This is a genomic window from Pseudomonas mucoides (genome assembly GCF_015461845.1).
GTDB classification, from domain to species: domain Bacteria; phylum Pseudomonadota; class Gammaproteobacteria; order Pseudomonadales; family Pseudomonadaceae; genus Aquipseudomonas; species Aquipseudomonas mucoides.
In genome coordinates, this window is the sequence record NZ_JACOPW010000008.1 from 1 (window position 1) to 18,844 (window position 18,844).

Annotated in this window: 9 protein-coding genes and 1 pseudogene; 3 read left to right on the top strand and 7 right to left on the bottom strand. The window is 58.8% G+C overall.

Going from position 1 to position 18,844, the window contains the following annotated elements; all coding sequences use genetic code 11:
* A partial coding sequence (locus tag H8F22_RS26180; RefSeq protein ID WP_135192744.1) for an IS3 family transposase occupies window positions 1-109 on the top strand: 109 nt, incomplete at its 5' end.
* A gap of 348 nt (window positions 110-457) precedes the next feature.
* Here the strand turns inward: H8F22_RS26180 and H8F22_RS26185 are convergent.
* The 5 genes from H8F22_RS26185 to putP form a co-directional block, all read right to left on the bottom strand.
* On the bottom strand, window positions 458-874 hold the full coding sequence (locus H8F22_RS26185) for a hypothetical protein (RefSeq protein ID WP_194940865.1): 417 nt from the start codon (window positions 872-874) through the stop codon (window positions 458-460).
* The gene (locus H8F22_RS26190) at window positions 871-5,679 is read right to left on the bottom strand and encodes an RHS repeat-associated core domain-containing protein (protein WP_194940866.1); all 4,809 of its coding nucleotides are present in this window, start codon (window positions 5,677-5,679) and stop codon (window positions 871-873) included. The genes H8F22_RS26185 and H8F22_RS26190 overlap by 4 nt, the downstream gene beginning before the upstream one ends.
* Window positions 5,679-6,416, bottom strand: a complete 738-nt coding sequence (locus H8F22_RS26195; protein ID WP_194940867.1) for a DUF4123 domain-containing protein — start codon at window positions 6,414-6,416, stop codon at window positions 5,679-5,681. The genes H8F22_RS26190 and H8F22_RS26195 overlap by 1 nt, the downstream gene beginning before the upstream one ends.
* On the bottom strand, window positions 6,406-8,424 hold the full coding sequence (locus H8F22_RS26200; RefSeq protein WP_194940868.1) for a type VI secretion system Vgr family protein: 2,019 nt from the start codon (window positions 8,422-8,424) through the stop codon (window positions 6,406-6,408). The genes H8F22_RS26195 and H8F22_RS26200 overlap by 11 nt, the downstream gene beginning before the upstream one ends.
* A 365-nt stretch (window positions 8,425-8,789) precedes the next feature.
* Window positions 8,790-10,274, bottom strand: coding sequence for a sodium/proline symporter PutP (gene putP, locus H8F22_RS26205; RefSeq protein WP_027922055.1), 1,485 nt, complete (start codon window positions 10,272-10,274; stop codon window positions 8,790-8,792).
* A 463-nt stretch (window positions 10,275-10,737) separates the two neighbouring features.
* Here putP and putA point away from each other — a divergent pair, with 463 nt between their 5' ends.
* Window positions 10,738-14,688: a trifunctional transcriptional regulator/proline dehydrogenase/L-glutamate gamma-semialdehyde dehydrogenase gene (gene putA, locus H8F22_RS26210; RefSeq protein WP_194940869.1), complete on the top strand. Its 3,951-nt coding sequence runs from the start codon at window positions 10,738-10,740 to the stop codon at window positions 14,686-14,688.
* Window positions 14,689-14,942: 254 nt separating this feature from the next.
* Entirely contained in the window at window positions 14,943-16,745 is a 1,803-nt protein-coding gene (locus H8F22_RS26215; protein WP_027922057.1) for an acyl-CoA dehydrogenase, read from the top strand.
* Between the two features lie 115 nt (window positions 16,746-16,860).
* Here the strand turns inward: H8F22_RS26215 and H8F22_RS33160 are convergent, their stop codons facing one another.
* Together H8F22_RS33160 and H8F22_RS33165 are read right to left on the bottom strand one after the other, a co-directional pair.
* Window positions 16,861-17,706, bottom strand: a complete 846-nt coding sequence (locus H8F22_RS33160) for a methyl-accepting chemotaxis protein (RefSeq protein ID WP_371258936.1) — start codon at window positions 17,704-17,706, stop codon at window positions 16,861-16,863.
* 18 nt (window positions 17,707-17,724) lie between these two features.
* Window positions 17,725-18,798: pseudogene (locus H8F22_RS33165) on the bottom strand (HAMP domain-containing protein); the annotation flags it as partial.
* Window positions 18,799-18,844 lie beyond the last annotated feature (46 nt).

Sequence of the window (18,844 nt, forward strand, 5' to 3'; positions counted from 1 at the left end):
CGATTACATCGAGATGTTCTATAACCCTAAACGCCGACACAGCAGTGCTATGCAGCTGTCTCCAGTAGAGTATGAGAAACGCTATTTCCTGAGCTTGGAGAGTGTCTAGAAAACCAGGGGCGATTCAATATACCCGCAATGCCTCACCTAGTGTTTCCTCACGATCAAAAACAGAGACGCCTCCCAGCCAGTACAATAGCGTTGGCTCAAAAGGAAGGTCATACATAGGCCACTTCAACATTTTATTATCCTAATCTGTAACAAAAAGGGGACGGATTTATTTGTTGTTCTACAACAACACCTTCGAAGCTAGCAGCAAAATTAAATCTGCCCCCTTTGATTCCCAGTGACCACCAGAGACTATTGATGAAACGCGTTGCCCACCAGTTCATGAAAGCCGCCGCAGATTTGCAGGAAACTTCCGACGACCCTACCCAGAAATTTCACTGACTTCATCTCACCAAGTGGATTGATCCTCAAGGCTTGCCTTTAGCAGCTGACCTTTCCACTCATCGCTCAAAACACTGTAAATATCTTCAAAAAATGCACGAGGATTTTTCATTTCATCCCAACCACTTGGAAAGAGATACGTGCTTTCGCAGTCATGCTCTAGCAATGCCTGAAAGTCATAAGACTCATCTTGTAGTGCAGACTCAAGAACGGCCACCAGCGAAAATTTATGTCTATAACTCAAAAAATCGTAACTAACTAAAATATATTTTCTTGCAAGAGCCCTCCTATCAATAGAAAGATTGATATCGTATTTCTCTAACTCTACACCAAGAGTGTGCTCCCTATCATAAATATCAAAATCCCCTATAAGCTCCCTCACTGTTGGCGAGTATGGCTGATCTAAATATGGATCTTTAATCATTTAATTATCACCGGATGAGATGTAAACGGTTTAGGGTTGTCACCTTTACTAAATTTTGTTTCCGAACCGTGCATATTTTCAAACAGGTGTGGATTTTCCGGGTCTTTTCTATTTGGCTTATACCCTCGCCCAACATTTCTATTCTCCCTTCTAACCACATTGTAGCCATTGACATCTTTGCCGGTGAATTGCGGAAGCCCTCGAACAACCCTAGTCATATCATCGTTTAGCGTATGCATTTGCAAGTTCCAGCTTTTATATTGCGAGCTTAAGTTCCCTCTGTTTTCTCTATGGGGAATCTTAGTAATGGGATCCGTACCGTCTACCGAGCGCTGTCGAATTACCACATCAGGAACCTCGATACTATGCTTACCGATGGAATGCATTCCAGGGTACTTTTTCTCAAACCGCTCAACCCAGCGCTTAGCAACCTCCTCCTTAAGAATCCCAATCCTTTCTCGCCGCTGATCACCTGTCAGCTTCGGCAGAGCCGGCTCACCTTCATCTACCCTAGCGCCAGCCGTATCATCCGGCGCCCCACACCCAGGCTTATTCGGCGGCGGGCAATTCCCGCTCAACCCCAACGGATCAACCCACCCCGTCGGGTTCGGCGTGTACTGGTACTGATTCAGCCCACCCGCCAACTTGATCGGGTCCGGCGTCAGGTATCGGCCAATCTTCGGATCATAGTACCGATGCCGGTTGTAGTGCAGACCGCTCTCGGCGTCGAAGTACTGCCCCTGAAACCGCAACGGCTGTTCAAGTTGCTCGCCCCCGCCGAACGCCTGCTGCGTAACCTTGCCGTAGGCGTTGTACTTCGCCGACCAGACGATCTCGCCACCAAAATCGGTCAGTTCTTGCGGTGTGCCGAGGTGGTCGAGTTGGTAGTAGAACGGGCAAGCCTTGCGTGGGCCTTTGCCGTCGAGCATGGCCAGCGGGCGGAAGCTGCCGGGTTCGTAGAGGTAGCTGCGGTAGTGTTCGCGGCTGCTTTCGGCGACGAGGTTGTCGCCTTGCCAGAAGAATTCGGTGGTGTGGCCGTCGACGGTTTTGGCGATACGGCGGCCGAAGGCGTCATAGCGGTAAGTGGCGGTGCGACCGTCCGGGGTGGTGACGCCGATCAAGCGGTGTTGGCAGTCGTAGCGGTAGTCGGTGACGAGTTTTTGCCCGGTGCCGCGGCGTTCGCGGATGAGGTTGCCGAAGGCGTCGTAGTCGTAGTGGCGGTCGCCTTGTAGGAGCAGGCGATTGCCCAGCACTTTCGCGGCGCCGGGGCGGTCCTGCATCAGCAGGTTGCCGGCCAGGTCGTGGGCGAAGCTTTCCGCTGGGGTGTCGCGGGTGTGGCGCACGCGGGTCAGGCGGTTGAGCGGGTCGTAGGTATAGTTGCGTTGGCCGTGGCGGGTGTCGGCGATATGGTCGAGATTGCCGTTGGCGCTGTAGGCATAGTCGCGGCGATACAGCGGTTGTTGCTGTTGGCTGACAGCATGGGCTTTCAGACGCCCCTGATCGTCGTAGGCAAAGTCGCTGAGCAACTGGCCTTGCTGACGTTGTTGTTCGCGACCGAAGGTAAATTGGTGGCGGGTGAGCCGCGTGCCGTTGAGGTCGATGGCGGTGAGTGCGCCGCCCTTGGCATGGTGGTAATCGAGTTTGCTGCCGTCCGGCAGGCGCAGGCGCTTGAGTTGGCCGCAGGCGTCGTAGCCATAGCGCAGGGTGCCCCAGCCCTGATGTTCGGTGATCAGGCGGTCCTGTAGATCGTATTCGAATTCCAGCGGATGGTCGTGGCCGTCGTCGACGCCGATCAGGCGGCCGAGGCTATCGTAGCGGTACTCGACCTTGAGCCCGTCGGGCAGGGTTTTGACCAGCAGTCGCCCTGAGGAATCCCGTTCGTAAGCGGTGACCAGCTGCGAACCGTCTGCGCCGAACTCGGTCTTTTCCTGCAGATGACCATTGAGGTCGTAGGCGTACGCCGTGCGTTGACCGTCGAAGCCGGTTTCCTGTCGGATCAAGCCGCCGGGCGTGTAGTCCAGCCGATATTGCTCGCCGGATTCGTTTTCGATTTCCGTGAGCAACAGCTGCGCGTTGTCGTAGCGATACTTCAGCTGGGAGCCGTCGGCATTGAGCCGACGGCTGACCAGGTGCAGGTCGTTGAGGTATTCGTAGCGCGTGATGCGGCCGAGCTCGTCGCGTTCGGCGGTGATTTTTCCGTAGGCGTTGTAGCTGTAGGCGCGACTGGCACCGGTAGGAAGAATCGTCTGGATCAGTCGGCCAACGGCGTCCCATTGCGACTGAGTGACTGCACCCTGCTCGTCCTGACGGGTAATCTGTCGGCCGAGCGAGTCGTAGGAAAACCGCCGTACACCACCGTCCGGTAGCGTTTCCTCGACCAGTTGCCCCAAACCGTTCCAGACGAACACATGCCGACTGGTGTCCGGATAGCGAATCGACAGCAACTGACCTTTTTCGTCGTAGTGGTAATGGGTGATCTGGCCGTCGGGATCGGTCGCTTCGGTAACGTCACCCTGGGCATTGCGCCGATACTTCCACACGGCTTTACCGCGATAGCGGGCGTGCAGGAAACCGTTGCGGTATTCGTAGGCCGTTGGCTCGTCTTCCGGCGGAATCAGCGCCACCAGGCGTCCGACTTCGTCGTATCGGTATTCGGTGACGGCGCCGAGCGGGTCCTGCTCGGCAATCAGCCGGCCTTCTTCGTCATAGGCCTTGAGCTGTTCACCGCCATCCAGTTCGACCTTGCGCACCAGCCGCGCCCGCTCGTCGTGGACGTAAACCTCTTCGCTGCCGTCGACGTTGTGCACGGTGACGCTGCCGGCGTCATCCCACACGTAGCGCGCATCCATCTGTGCGAATGAGGCCCAGTGGCGGACACAGCGTGCCGCTTTTCCGGACCTTTCCCACGCCCAGAAGAAACTCGCCCCACCGGCCAGTTGCCGCTGGAGGATGACGTGCTGGTCGTCGTAGTCGTAGCGTTCGCTTTCACCGGCGGCGTTGCTGGCTTCGATCAGGTGTGCGCGTTCGTCGTAGGTGTAACTGACCAGGGTTTGCTCGGTCTTCCAGGACTCATCGAGGGTCTCGGCCGGGACAAATACCTGGTAGTCGACGGCGACCAAATGGCTGCGCTCATAACGCAAGCGCAAGGCGCGGCCGGCGCCGTTGTCGAGACGCTGGATGCGGTCCTGACGGTCGCGGGTGATGCGCAGGCGGTTGTCGTATCCGTCGCTGATCGCGGTCAAAAAACCATTTTGAAAGTGGTAAAAGCGCGTTTCGTCACCGGCCTGGGCGAGGATCAGTTCTTCGGGTTCAGCCCCGAGATAAATCGCCGCGCGCGACAGGCTGTTGTGAATCGCCGGGCGTTCAGCGGTCGGCAGCGGGAATGGGGTGCGACGGTTTTCGTGGTCGATCCAGATGACGCTGTCGCCGTCGATGTCCAGTCGATGGGAGAGCGAGTGGCTCCAGCCGAAACCGAGGCCGCAGTCAATTTCGGCGGCGCTGGTGCGATAGAGCCGGGTGAAGTCGAACGGCAGGAGGCCGTCCAGCGAACCGTCGGTGAGGGTCAGCAGTTCTTCGCCGGTGACCATCGACACCGGGCATTTGTTGGTGGCGGTTTTATTGGCGGAATCGGCAGGGTCGCCATTGGGATTTTTTGACTGATCCGGGGCGTTGTCGTGGTGTTCGTTTTGCTTGAGGGTGGTGTTGCGTTTGGCATCCCAGCGCAGTTGCATGCGCCCCTTGTTTAGTCCCGCTGCAACGCCGCGCGCGGCGACTGTTTTGTAGCGGTCTACGTACTCCATAAAGTTGTCGATGATCGTGACCATCGACTTCACGAAGCCCATCACGGCCTGAAAAATCTGCGCGCTGTACTTGGCCAGTCGCACTGTCAGCCAGGCAATACCGACGCCGACCACGCTCAACACCAAGCCAATCAATACGTCGATGACCAGGCCAACCACACCTTTGGAAATGGCCTCAGCCGACGTCCCGGCCAATTGCGATGGCGGCAATGCTTCGAGCCATAACATTGCGGTGCGCATCAGCAAACACAACGCCGCCTCGTCGCTGGCCAGCAACAGGGCTTTTTCCATTTTGTCTGGGGCGCTTACAGCGAGACTTGCCAGTTCCCCTGCGCTTTCACCCAGTTTCTCGGCAAAGGCGTCAGGGTCTTTCAGAATGTCGGTTAGTTCACCGATACCATCCCAAACAGCCTGAACGGCCGCCCAACCTCCTGCGAGCATTCCATTGCCCACGGCGGCCAACGAGGCCGACATCGTTTGCTGCGACCACTGCGGTTTAAACCCCTGCCACTCGTTGCGCAGCCAGCCTTCCAGCTCCGTGGTCAGGCCTTTGTAAGAATCAAAAAGCTTGTCGATCTGCTTCGGTGTAACTTCACTCTGAACATGAACACGGTAGAACTTGCCAGGTATCCCTTCGAACTGCCCCTTACCGTTTTCATCGAGCTTGACCGATTTGATCTCGCCGCCATCCCGGGCAATCACATCAACTGAAATATTCCCCAACGGAATGTCATAAACCGATTCAAACTTGCTCTCGATTTCCAGAATCCCACTTGCCGGACACTGAGCAACACCCGAGAAAAAATCATCATCGCCACCGCTCACCGCTGTCGTGGTGCTCCCAAGTTTTACCAGTCGCTCCATGTCCATCAGCGAAGGCAAATCCATCGCCCGGCTGACCCTGTCCGTATTCCGCCCCAAGAAGCTGCCAAGTTGCTGGCGATACACAACCAGCGTGTCTTTAAACCCGTCGAGCTCCTGCTCTATCCGCACGATCTGATCCATCAGTCCAGCTCCGTCATCAGGTAATCCACCAAGGCTGATTTCGGTGCTTGAGGCAGGTCCGGCGTCTGCAAGAAGAGCGCGACTTTGTGCCGCAATACGCTCGGCGAAAACGCTTCATAAAGATCAGGTCGGTCCTCGCTCAACCACATCAGCAAGTTGTTGATGCGAGTCGTCGCGGACTCGCCAGCGAGGTACTTGAGTAGCGACTCGGAAACTTCCCACCACGGAAAAACCCTGGTGGTTTTCAGCGCACTGCCGCCGATATCCAGCGGCTGACCATTGATCAAACAACGGTCGATCACCGGCATTAACTGCGTGGCATTCACTTCGCCGGACTGAAGAATCGGCAGCACATAACGCCCGTCCCAGAAGCGGAAAAACACCGCATGTCCGTTGGGCAAAAGTACCTGGGTAAGGCTGCGCAGATGCTCGACCAGCCCCTCTTGAGACGCAGAAGAAACCGCTAACCAACCCCAATCGCGAGACTCGGTGGCAGCGACCCACTCGAGAAACTCACTGCCTGCCTCAATGATTCCCACAAAAGGCATCACCGGTTCCCACTCGGCGTAGGCGGTATCGACCCAGATCGGGTGCGGCGCGTGAACGGTGGTCGATTGCTGCCAGACTTTGAACGGCTCAGCCGTGCTGGCATTACTGAAAACCGCAAAAAGCTGTTCCGATGATTTCAGCGGCTGCCGGGCTAGCCAGTCGCGAGGCGTTAAATGATCAGGCCGCACAGACACCGTCCTTGCAGCGCTCACACTCCTCACAAAACGGCGCGTCGCTTTTCAGGCTCATGATTTGTGCAGCACTCAACAACGCTGCCGGCGCAGCGGCGAGTTTCAACGGCGTATTCGGCGCCGTCGGCGCAGCCGCCATCGGCGGCATCAACGCCCCGCCCACCTGAATCGGCACGCTGCTGAAAATCCCCCCAGGACCGATATTGATCCACTGCCCGCCCGCCTGAATCGTCGCGCTGGCGCCACCGTCGATCACCACTTGCTGGCCGGCGCTGACGTGGAATTGCTGACTGGCGTTGAGCGCCTGGCTGGTTACGCGAATGTGCCGATCACCCATCACCACCAAGTGATCGTCGAGCTTCACTTCGGCCTGGCGCTGGCCATGGGTGATGCGCTGCTCGTCGGCCTTCAACTCGTGGCGAGCGGTACCCGTGACGACGATGCTGCGCTGGTTATCGACCTGCACGTGCTGATCGTTCAACACATGCTGGGTCCAGTTTCGCTGGGCGCGCAGGTAGATTTCCTCGGCGCCTTTGCGATCCTCGATGCGCAGTTCGTTGTACCCCCCGCCTCCCGGACTGCTCTGGCTGCGGAAAATGCTGCGGGTCTTGTCGGCGGGCAGGTCCAGCGGAACGGGCGTCGACGCGTTCGGCAGGCAACCCATCACCAGCGGTTTGTCAGCATCAGCGTCGATGAAGCCGACCAGCACTTCCATGCCGACGCGCGGGATCAGCACGCTGCCATAACGGTCATGCGCCCAGCCCGTGGCCACGCGCAGCCAGCAACTGGAGTGTTCGTTGAGTTGTCCATCGCGGTCCCAGGCGAGCTGAACCTTGACCCGACCGAACTCGTCGCAATGGATTTCGCTGTCAGTCGGCCCAGTGACCACGGCCGGTTGATAGCCGAGCATGCGGGGCTTTTGCGGCCCCAGTGGCGGACGAAACGAAACGTCCCACGGCGTCGCCAGAAACGTATTGCGATAACCCTGAAAGTCGTCCGGGTCGTCACTGGTGGCCGATTCCTCCAGCACTTGTGGCTGGCGGCCGCGATGTTCGATTTGAGTGATCAGCCACAGGTCGTTCCATGCCTGACGCGGATGCTCGGCGAGGTGCAGGAAATGCCCGCAAACCAGCGACGAATCGTCGCCTTTACCTTCAGCCAGACGAAAGTCCGCATTGTGGCGTTCGAGTGCACGGAGGGTCAGTTGCTTGCCATGTTCGCGATCAATGAACTGGCCGGGGAAGTGGTAATCCTCCAGCACCGGGCGCTGTTCGCTGTCGAGACGGGTTTCGAGTTGCAGGCGAGGTTTTTGAAAGTCGTAGTCGCGACGCGCGACCGCGGTCGTGCGGGTTTCCAGACGCACGTTGAAGCGTTTGATGGCCGGCGCAACCGCCGCCATTCCGCTGCCCGGCAGATACAGCGTCGACTCGGGCAGACGAGGAAAAACCGTCTGGTCATCACCGAACACCAGCAGATGCCCGTCGGGGCTGTGTTGGAAGTGGTAGTGAATGCCGATCTCGGCACACAACCGCTGGATGAACGCCAGATCGCTTTCGGCGTACTGCACGCAGTACTCGCGAGGTGCGTAGTCGCTGCCGAGCTGAAACTCGAACGCATCGCGCTGGATGCCATGGTCCTTGAGGACTTGGGCGATGATCGTTGGCACACTTTTGTGCTGGAAGATGCGCTGGTTGATGCGCTGACCGAGGTAAGCCAGGCGCGGCACGAGGCTGATCTGATAACCCGTCAGACGTTTGCCGGAGTCGCTTTGGCCGACGAGAAAAATCTGACCGTGGATACCGGAACCTTGTGCATCGAAACTCAGAAACGCCTGACGGTGCAGCAGGCTTTCCAGTTCTATGTCTGGCCGTTCACTGACCAGTTCCAGGTCAAAACGGTAGGGTTGGCTGATGGCTTCCGTGCCCGTGAACTCAAGGACTTTGAGCTCATTCTGGACGCCGTCGAGGGTCAACGTGAAACGCGGTTGATTGGCAGGCGCGAACATCCGATGTGTCTCTGCAGAATGAAGGCGGGCGATTCTGCATGAGCGACAAGGGGGGTTGAGGGAGGGACAAGGAAATCAGATTCCCCCTACTTTTAAAGAGATTTGTCCTTCACGAATCAGTGCGTTTGGCTACAGACATCTCCCTCAAAACCACCACCAATCCCCTGTAGGAGTGAGCCTGCTCGCGATAACGGTTAATCATTCAACTTGATGTCGACTGACCCGGCTATCGCGAGCAGGCTCACTCCTACAGGAATATGTACAGGGATTCGAGATTTATACAGGCCAAAAAAAACGGCCCGTCTCCATCAGGAAGCGGGCCGTTTTCATGTTCGGCGAGAGATCAGCGCCTCAGCTCATCCCCATCACTTGTTCAGACGGAAATCTGCCTCGGCCGCAGCAAAACGCTGGAGCATGCCGTGAGTCGGCGAACCCAGCTTGCTGACGATGTAGATCGCCAGGCTGGCGAAGATGAAACCAGGGATGATTTCGTACAGGCCCAGCAGTTCGAAGTGTTTCCACACGATCACGGTGATCGCGCCGACCAGGATGCCGGCCAGTGCGCCGTTGCGGGTCATGTCTTTCCAGATCACGGAGATCAGCACAACCGGACCGAACGCAGCACCGAAACCGGCCCAGGCGTAGCTGACCAGACCCAGTACGCGGTTTTCCGGGTTGGCGGCCAGTGCGATGGCGATCAGGGCAACCAGCAGCACCATGGCGCGACCGACCCAGACCAGTTCCACCTGGGAAGCGGATTTACGCAGGAAGGTTTTGTAGAAGTCTTCGGTCAGGGCGCTGGAGCACACCAGCAACTGGCAGCTCAGGGTGCTCATCACGGCAGCCAGGATGGCCGACAGCAATACACCGGCAACCCATGGGTTGAAGAGGATTTTCGCCAGTTCGATGAACACACGTTCGTGGTTTTCAGTGACCGGACCGGCCAAATCAGGGTTCGCCGAGAAGTAAGCGATACCAAAGAAACCTACCGCAACGGTGCCGCCCAGGCACAGGATCATCCAGGTCATGGAGATGCGACGGGCGTTGGCAATCGACTTGACCGAATCCGCCGCCATGAAACGCGCGAGGATGTGCGGCTGGCCGAAGTAGCCCAGACCCCAGCCCATCAGCGAAATGATGCCGATGAAGGTGGTGTTTTTCAGCATGTCGAAGTTGCTGGCGTCTTGCGCTTCGATGGCCAGAAACGTGGTGTCGACGCCACCGGTGGCGAGCAGCACGATGATTGGCGTCAGCAACAGCGCGAAGATCATCAGTGTGGCTTGTACGGTATCGGTCCAGCTTACGGCGAGGAAACCGCCGACGAAGGTGTAGGCAATCGTCGCCGCAGCACCGGCCCACAGCGCGGTCTCGTAGGACATGCCGAAGGTGCTTTCAAACAGACGGGCGCCAGCGACGATGCCGGAAGCGCAGTAAATGGTGAAGAACACCAGGATTACCACCGCAGAAATGATCCGCAGCAGGCCGCTTTTGTCTTCGAAACGGCTGGCGAAGTAATCCGGCAGGGTCAGGGCATCGCCGTTGTGCTCGGTCTGCACGCGCAGACGGCCAGCGACGAACAGCCAGTTCAGGTAAGCACCGATGATCAGACCAATGGCGATCCAGCTTTCGGACAGGCCAGACATGTAGATGGCGCCCGGTAGGCCCATCAACAACCAGCCACTCATGTCGGATGCGCCGGCGGACAAGGCCGTGACGACGCTGCCCAGGCTGCGACCGCCCAAAATGTAGTCAGAAAGGTTGTTGGTGGAGCGATAGGCCATCAAGCCGATCAGCACCATTGCTGCGATGTAGATCACGAACGTGATCAGGGTTGGATTGCTTACGCTCATTCTGTGATGCCCTGGCTTTGTTTTTATGTGGCGCCAGCGTGTGAACCCGCCGACAAACGACAACGTTTGTTCAGACGATTTCAAAGCCCGCGCATTTAAGACTGATGTTTCCCCAGGAAAGCCATCAGCCGGCGCACCGATTTTTCATCCGGTTGCACCTTGGGGCGCGAATCCTATTCAACAATCCAAATAAGGTGCAACCCATTTCGTGAGAATTAGTTGCACCCAAACTGTTTTCCGTGAAACCGAGCGGTTTTTGCTCCCTTTTAGCGCAGTCACGCGATGTTTCTAGAAGTAAAAGCACCAAGCAGAAGCGGTACGTTCGTACCGGAATTTAATTCCTGACGAGCTGCTTATTATTCCGACAAAAAAAGGGTTGCACCCGGTTGCACCTCGACGGTTGCGCGGCTAATCTTGCCGCCAGCTGATGCCACGCGGTCGTGGCAAACATGAGGATAAAAAAATGGCTACCACCACCCTTGGGGTCAAACTTGACGACCCGACCCGCGAGCGCCTGAAGGCTGCCGCGACCTCGATTGATCGCACGCCGCACTGGCTGATCAAGCAGGCAATTTTCAATTACCTGGAAAAACTCGAGGGTGGTGCAACCCTGACCGAGCTGAGCGGTTTGACCAAGGATTCCGACGACGCCGTCGATGCGCCTCTGGATCACGCTCACCAGTGCTTCCTCGAATTCGCCGAAAGCATCCTGCCGCAATCGGTGCTGCGCGCTTCGATCACCGCCGCTTACCGTCGCCCTGAGCCGGAAGTGGTGCCGATGCTGATCGAGCAGGCGCGTCTGCCGGCAGCGATGGCTGAAGCCACCAACAAACTGGCCTCATCGATTGCCGAGAAGCTGCGCAATCAGAAAAGTGCCGGTGGCCGTGCCGGGATTGTTCAGGGCCTGTTGCAGGAATTTTCCCTGTCATCCCAGGAAGGCGTAGCGCTGATGTGCCTGGCCGAAGCGCTGCTGCGCATCCCGGACAAAGGCACCCGCGACGCACTGATTCGCGACAAGATCAGCACCGGTAACTGGCACCCGCACTTGGGCAACAGCCCGTCGCTGTTCGTCAACGCGGCCACTTGGGGCCTGCTGCTGACCGGCAAACTGGTCGCCACGCATAACGAAGCAGGTTTGACTTCGTCCCTGAGCCGCATCATCGGCAAGAGCGGCGAGCCGATGATCCGCAAGGGCGTCGACATGGCCATGCGCCTGATGGGCGAGCAGTTCGTCACCGGCGAAACCATCGCCGAAGCCTTGGCCAATGCGAGCAAGTTCGAAGCCAAGGGTTTCCGTTATTCCTACGACATGCTGGGTGAAGCGGCACTCACCGAGCACGATGCGCAGAAGTACCTGGCCTCGTACGAACAAGCCATTCACTCGATCGGCAAAGCGTCCCACGGTCGTGGGATTTATGAAGGCCCGGGCATTTCGATCAAGCTCTCGGCACTGCACCCGCGTTACAGCCGCGCGCAGTACGAGCGTGTGATGGACGAGTTGTACCCGCGCCTGTTGTCGCTGACCTTGCTGGCCAAGCAGTACGACATCGGTTTGAACATCGACGCCGAAGAAGCCGACCGCCTCGAGCTGTCGCTGGATCTGCTCGAACGCCTGTGCTTCGAGCCGCAACTGACCGGCTGGAACGGCATCGGTTTCGTGATCCAGGCGTATCAGAAGCGTTGCCCGTACGTGATCGACTACGTAATTGACCTGGCTCGCCGCAGCCGTCATCGCCTGATGATCCGTCTGGTGAAAGGCGCGTACTGGGACAGCGAAATCAAGCGCGCCCAAGTCGAAGGCCTGGAAGGCTATCCGGTCTACACCCGCAAGGTGTACACCGACGTTTCCTACATCGCCTGCGCCCGCAAGTTGCTGTCGGTGCCGGAAGTGATCTATCCGCAATTCGCCACGCACAACGCCCACACCCTGTCGGCCATTTATCACATCGCCGGTCAGAACTATTACCCGGGTCAGTACGAGTTCCAGTGCCTGCACGGCATGGGTGAACCGCTGTACGAACAAGTTGTAGGCAAAGTTTCCGAAGGCAAGCTGAACCGTCCGTGCCGCGTGTACGCTCCGGTTGGTACGCACGAAACGCTGTTGGCTTACCTGGTACGTCGCCTGCTGGAAAACGGCGCGAACACTTCGTTCGTCAACCGCATCGCCGACCAATCGATTTCGATCCAGGAGCTGGTGGCCGATCCAGTGGCCAGCATCGAGCAGATGGCGACGCTGGAAGGCGGCTTCGGCCTGCCGCACCCGCGTATCCCGCTGCCGCGTGATCTTTATGGTGCCGAGCGCGCCAACTCCAGCGGCATCGACATGGCCAACGAACATCGTTTGGCTTCGCTGTCCTGCGCCCTGCTGGCCACGGCTCACAACCACTGGAAAGCCGCGCCGATGCTCGGTTGCGCCTCCAGCACTGAACCCCCTGCGCCTGTGCTGAACCCGTCCGATTTGCGTGACGTGGTTGGCCATGTGCAGGAAGCCACCGTCGAAGACGTCGACAACGCGATCCAGTGCGCCCTGAACGCCGCACCGATCTGGCAGGCCACCCCGCCCGCCGAACGCGCCGCGATTCTGGAACGTGCCGCCGATTTGATGGAAGGCGAGATCCAGCCGCTGATGGGCCTGTTGGCTCGTGAAGCCGGCAAGACTTTCGCCAACGCCATCGCAGAAGTGCGTGAAGCCGTGGACTTCCTGCGTTATTACGCAGTGCAGGCGCGCAACGATTTCACCAACGACGCCCACCGCCCACTGGGTCCGGTGGTGTGCATCAGCCCGTGGAACTTCCCGCTGGCGATCTTCAGTGGCCAAGTCGCGGCAGCACTGGCGGCCGGTAACCCGGTTTTGGCCAAGCCTGCGGAACAAACTCCGCTGGTCGCCGCTCAAGCCGTGCGTCTGCTGCTCGAAGCCGGGATTCCGGAAGGCGTTCTGCAACTGCTGCCGGGCCGTGGCGAAACCGTGGGTGCCGGGCTGGTCGGTGACGAGCGCGTTAAAGGCGTGATGTTCACCGGCTCCACCGAAGTCGCTCGTTTGCTGCAACGTAACATCGCCGGTCGCCTGGATGCCCAGGGCCGTCCGATCCCGCTGATCGCCGAAACCGGTGGTCAGAACGCGATGATCGTCGACTCTTCGGCACTGACCGAACAGGTCGTGATCGACGTCGTGTCGTCGGCCTTCGACAGCGCCGGCCAACGTTGCTCGGCACTGCGCGTCCTGTGCTTGCAGGAAGATTCCGCTGACCGTGTCATCGAAATGCTCAAGGGCGCCATGGCTGAATGCCGTCTCGGCAATCCTGAGCGCCTGTCCGTGGACATCGGCCCGGTGATCGACGCCGAAGCCAAGGCGGGCATCGAGAAGCACATCCAGGCCATGCGCGACAAAGGTCGCAACGTGTACCAGGTGGCTATCGCCAACAGCGAAGAAGTCAAACGCGGCACCTTCGTGATGCCGACCCTGATCGAACTGGAAAGCTTCGACGAACTGCAACGGGAGATCTTCGGCCCGGTGCTGCACGTGGTTCGCTACAAGCGCAAAGACATCGATCAACTGATCGGCCAGATCAACGCTTCCGGTTATGGCCTGACCCTGGGCGTGCACACGCGTATCGACGAGACCATCGCCAAGGTGATTGACAACGTCAACGCCGGCAACGTCTACGTGAACCGCAACATTGTTGGCGCTGTAGTTGGCGTGCAGCCGTTCGGTGGCGAAGGCTTGTCGGGTACGGGTCCGAAGGCGGGTGGTCCGCTGTACCTGTACCGCCTGCTGTCGACACGTCCTACCGATGCGATCGAACAATCCTTCGCTCGCGGTGATGCTATCGCCGCGCCGGACGTTCGTCTGCGTGACGCCATGAGCAAGCCGCTGACGGCCCTGAAAGCCTGGGCCGACAGCAACAAGTTTGCCGACCTGAGCACCCTGTGCGTGCAGTTCTCGGCGCAATCGCAAAGCGGGATCACCCGTGTTCTGGCGGGCCCGACCGGCGAGCGCAACAGCTACGCCATCCTGCCGCGTGAGCACGTGCTGTGTCTGGCCGAGGTTGAAGGCGATCTATTGACTCAACTGGCAGCGGTGTTGGCTGTCGGTGGTTCGGCGGTGTGGCCGGAATCTGACGTGAGCAAGGCGTTGTTCGCACGCCTGCCGAAGGAAGTTCAGGCACGCATCAAGCTGGTGTCCGACTGGAACAAAGACGAAGTGGTGTTTGATGCGGTTCTGCATCATGGCCATTCGGACCAGTTGCGTGCGGTGTGCCAGCAAGTGGCCAAGCGTGCGGGCGCCATTGTCGGTGTTCATGGTTTGTCGCAAGGCGAGACCAACATTGCGTTGGAGCGTCTGGTGATTGAGCGGGCGTTGAGCGTTAACACCGCTGCGGCGGGTGGTAATGCGAGCTTGATGACCATCGGCTAAACCCGAACCGGGCACCTGCAACGGGGCCTGGCTTGGCAATAATCACTGTGGGAGCGGGCTTGCCCGCGATAGCGATGTGTCAGTCACTATTAATGTTGACTGATCTGCCGCTATCGCGGGCAAGCCCGCTCCCACAGGGGTTTGTGGTGTTTGCTAAGTTTCTGCGCGGCTCTACCATCACGCTCATCAATCATCCTGTTCAGCCTTTATTCCCACGCCTAGACTCGGTCCATTCCAAAAAAAGGTAGGCCGCCATGTCCGAGACGTTGCTCAGTTCCCGCAATCTGGCTTTCGAGCTGTATGAAGTCCTCGATGCCGAGGGCCTGACCCAGCGTGAGCGTTTCGCCGAGCACAATCGCGAGACCTTCGATGCCGCCATCGGCACCGCCCGCAACATCGCCGAAAAGTTCTTCGCCCCGCACAACCGCAAGGGCGACGAGAACGAGCCGCGCTATGAGGACGGTCAGGCGATTCTGATTCCGGAAGTGAAGCCGGCAGTGGACGCGTTCCTCGAAGCCGGTTTCCTCAACGCCGCGCGCAGTTTCGACGCGGGCGGCATGCAACTGCCGACGCTGTTGTCCCAGGCGTGCTTCGCGCATTTTCAATCGGCCAACGCGGCCTCCACTTCATACCCGTTCTTGACCATGGGCGCAGCGAACCTGATTGAAAGCTTCGGCACCGAAGAGCAGAAACAGCGCTTCCTGCAACCGATGATCGACGGGCGTTTCTTCGGCACCATGGCCCTGACCGAACCGCATGCCGGCTCGTCGCTGTCGGATATTCGTACGCGCGCCGAACCTGCGTCTGACGGCACTTATCGCCTCAAGGGCAACAAGATTTTCATCTCCGGCGGCGATCACCCGCTGTCGGAAAATATCGTGCACATGGTGTTGGCCAAGCTGCCGGACGCACCGGCCGGGGTGAAGGGTATTTCGCTGTTCATCGTGCCCAAATTCCTGGTCAACGAGGACGGCAGCCTCGGCAAGCGCAACGATGTGTTGCTGGCCGGGTTGTTCCACAAGATGGGCTGGCGCGGCACCACGTCAACCGCGCTGAATTTCGGCGATAACGGCGAGTGTGTCGGCTACCTGGTGGGCAAGCCGCATCACGGTTTGAGCTACATGTTCCAGATGATGAACGAAGCGCGGATCGGCGTCGGCATGGGCGCGGTGATGCTCGGTTATGCCGGGTATTTGTACTCGCTGGAATACGCCCGGGAACGTCCACAAGGTCGCGTGCCGGACAGCAAGGACCCGAACACCGCGCCGGTGGCGATCATCCAACACGCCGACGTCAAGCGCATGTTGCTGACGCAGAAAGCCTATGTCGAAGGTTCGTTCGACCTCGGCTTGTACGCGGCGCGATTGTTCGATGACACCACCACGCTTGAAACCGAAGCCGAGCGCAAACAAGCCCATGAGTTGCTGGATTTGCTGACGCCCATCGTCAAATCCTGGCCGTCGGAGTTTTGCCTCAAGGCCAACGAACTGGCGATTCAGATTCTCGGCGGCCACGGCTACACCCGCGAATACCCGGTGGAGCAGTACTACCGCGACAACCGTCTGAACCCGATTCATGAAGGGACACACGGCATTCAGTCGCTGGACTTGCTCGGGCGCAAACTGGCGCAGAACGGTGGTGCGGGGCTCAAGCAATTGATCCGGCTGATCGCCGACACAGGCGCGCGGGCGCAGGCGTATGAATCCTTGACCGCATTGCGTGAACCGCTGGAGAAACTGGTGGCGCGCCTGCAAACGGTGACCATCGGCCTGCTGACTGATCTGGCGCAGGGCAAGGTCAACAGCAGCCTGGCGAACTCGGCGTTGTACCTGAAAGTGTTCGGGCACACGGTGATTGGCTGGCGCTGGCTGGAACAGGCGATTCGGGCCGAGGAAGGGTTGGCCAAGGGTCATGCGGCGGATGTGAGCTTTTATAAGGGCAAGCTGCAGGCGGCACGGTATTTCCTGACGTGGGAAGTGCCGGGTTGCCACCATGAACTGACGATTCTTGAGGCGCGGGATGATGTGTGCCTGAACATGCAGGATGAGTGGTTCTGATCCTGATTCTTTGGTGTTGCTGAAGGCCAATCGCGAGCAGGCTCACTCCTACAGTTGAAATGCGATCAACTGTGGGATTGAGCCTGCTCGCGATAGCGTCAGCGCAGACAACTCATCAGCTCAGTTTGAAACTGCTCATCTGCCGCGCCAAATCATCCGCCAACCGCTGCAACGTCTGACAGTCCTCACGGCATGCTCTCACTTCTCCAGCCGTAGCCCGCGCCAAATCCGAAATCCCCTGCACGTTGCGGTTGATCTCCTCGGTCACCGCCGACTGCTCTTCCGTCGCCGTCGCCACCTGATGATTCATGTCGCTGATCCGTTCCACCTGCCCAGTAATCGCCGTCAACGACGCGCCAGTGCGCTGGCTCGATTCAACACCGGTGCCCGTCGCCGCTTGTCCGCTGTGCATCGACGACACCGCATTCTCCGCACCCTGCTTGAGGCTGCCGATCATCTGCTGAATCTCATCGGTCGACGACTGCGTGCGGCGCGCCAAGGTGCGCACTTCATCCGCGACTACCGCAAATCCACGGCCCATGTCCCCGGCTCGCGCCGCTTCGATGGCGGCGTTGAGCGCCAGCAAGTTGGTCTGCTCGGAAATCCCGCGAATCACCGCCAACACCTGATCGATAGAGGCGACCTGATGAGCCAGCTCGCCCACCGCCGTCGCCGCAAGGCCGATTTCATCCGACATGCTTTCTATATGTCGAATCGATCCGCCGACCACTTCCCGCGCCTGCATCGCCTCATCGCGAGCATTTTGCGAAGCAACCGCTGCGTTGCCGGCGTTCTGGGCGATTTCCTGCACGGTCAACCCCATCTCATGAACGGCCGTGGCGACCATGTCAGTCATTTCCTGCTGCCGACCAGAGCGCTGGGCCGTGTTGTCCACCACCTTCGCCACCTGGCCGACGGCGGTGCGCAAGCGTTCGCTGGTGGTCAGCACTTCGCCGATCATTTCACGCTGGCTGTCGAGGAAGCGATTGAAGCCGCGCGCCAGGTCACCCAGTTCATCGGCGCGGCTGGAATCTAACCGGTGGGTCAAATCTCCACCGCCGCTACCGATGGCTACCAATGCCGCTGTTACCTGACGGATCGGGCGCACCAAACCACGGGCCAGCAACACCACCAGCATCAGGCACACCAGCGCCACGGCCAGGCCGATGCCGCTGCTCATCCACATGGCGCGGCGGGCTTCGGCGTAGATCTGCGATTGTGGCACTTCGGCCACCAGCGTCCAGCCCAGGTCTCGCAGCGGCAGGCTCAAGGCGAGGAAGTCTTCACCGTCTCTTACGAAGCTGCTGTTTGTGGCGGTTTTTTGACCCATGACGGCTTGCGCCGCCGGAGCACCGATTTGCTCGGCCAAGGTGCGTTTTCCGCTGAATTTCGCTTCGGGATGCACCTGGATCAAACCGTCAGAACGCACGAGATAGACCTTGCCGCGCGCCCCGAAGGCGAAGTTGTGGATCAGCTCCGACAGCTCTTTCATGCTCAGCCCCAGGCCGGCAACGCCCACGACTTTACCGGCAGCCTGGACCTTAAGGTCGATGAACAGCGCCAATTCTCCGGTCGCGGTGTCATTGTCGATATTAAGGGTGCGCGGCTGATTGCTGTCGAGGAAGGAGTAGAACCAGGCGTCTTTGGGATTGGAACGGCTGAGGGTCCGGTCCAGACCTTTTTCGGTCAAATAGTGATTTGAAGCGGTGCCGATAATCAGCGCGGTGAAGGCTTTGTGTTCAGCACGGATGCCTTCCAGGTATTGCGCAAATTCAGCCGTCCGGCCGCTGTCTTCACCCGCGGCCAACCAGTCTCGCACCATGCTATTGCTGGCGATGTCCTTGGCGGCTGTGAGGGGTTGAACGAGGATTCGCTCGATGTCGTTGCGCATCGCTTCGATGCTCGACGGCAGGGCCTGTTCGACCAGATAGCTCTGGGCGAGACGGTTAACCACGAGGGTATAAATGCCCACTACGATCAGGATACTGACCAACAGGGCGGTGCCCATGCTCAAGATCAACTGCCATTGAATACTGCGTCGCCAGAACTGCATGGTGCACCCCCAAAGAATAAGAGGCTGAAACACTGCAACAGCCGTG

What these genes read in the sequence shown, in the direction of transcription:
- H8F22_RS26185 (WP_194940865.1), bottom strand. Translation starts at nt 874, where the DNA reads ATGATTAAAGATCCATATTTAGATCAGCCATACTCGCCAACAGTGAGG.
- H8F22_RS26190 (WP_194940866.1), bottom strand. Translation starts at nt 5,679, where the DNA reads ATGGATCAGATCGTGCGGATAGAGCAGGAGCTCGACGGGTTTAAAGAC.
- H8F22_RS26200 (WP_194940868.1), bottom strand. Translation starts at nt 8,424, where the DNA reads ATGTTCGCGCCTGCCAATCAACCGCGTTTCACGTTGACCCTCGACGGC.
- putP (WP_027922055.1), bottom strand. Translation starts at nt 10,274, where the DNA reads ATGAGCGTAAGCAATCCAACCCTGATCACGTTCGTGATCTACATCGCA.
- putA (WP_194940869.1), top strand. Translation starts at nt 10,738, where the DNA reads ATGGCTACCACCACCCTTGGGGTCAAACTTGACGACCCGACCCGCGAG.
- H8F22_RS26215 (WP_027922057.1), top strand. Translation starts at nt 14,943, where the DNA reads ATGTCCGAGACGTTGCTCAGTTCCCGCAATCTGGCTTTCGAGCTGTAT.
- H8F22_RS33160 (WP_371258936.1), bottom strand. Translation starts at nt 17,706, where the DNA reads ATGATCGGCGAAGTGCTGACCACCAGCGAACGCTTGCGCACCGCCGTC.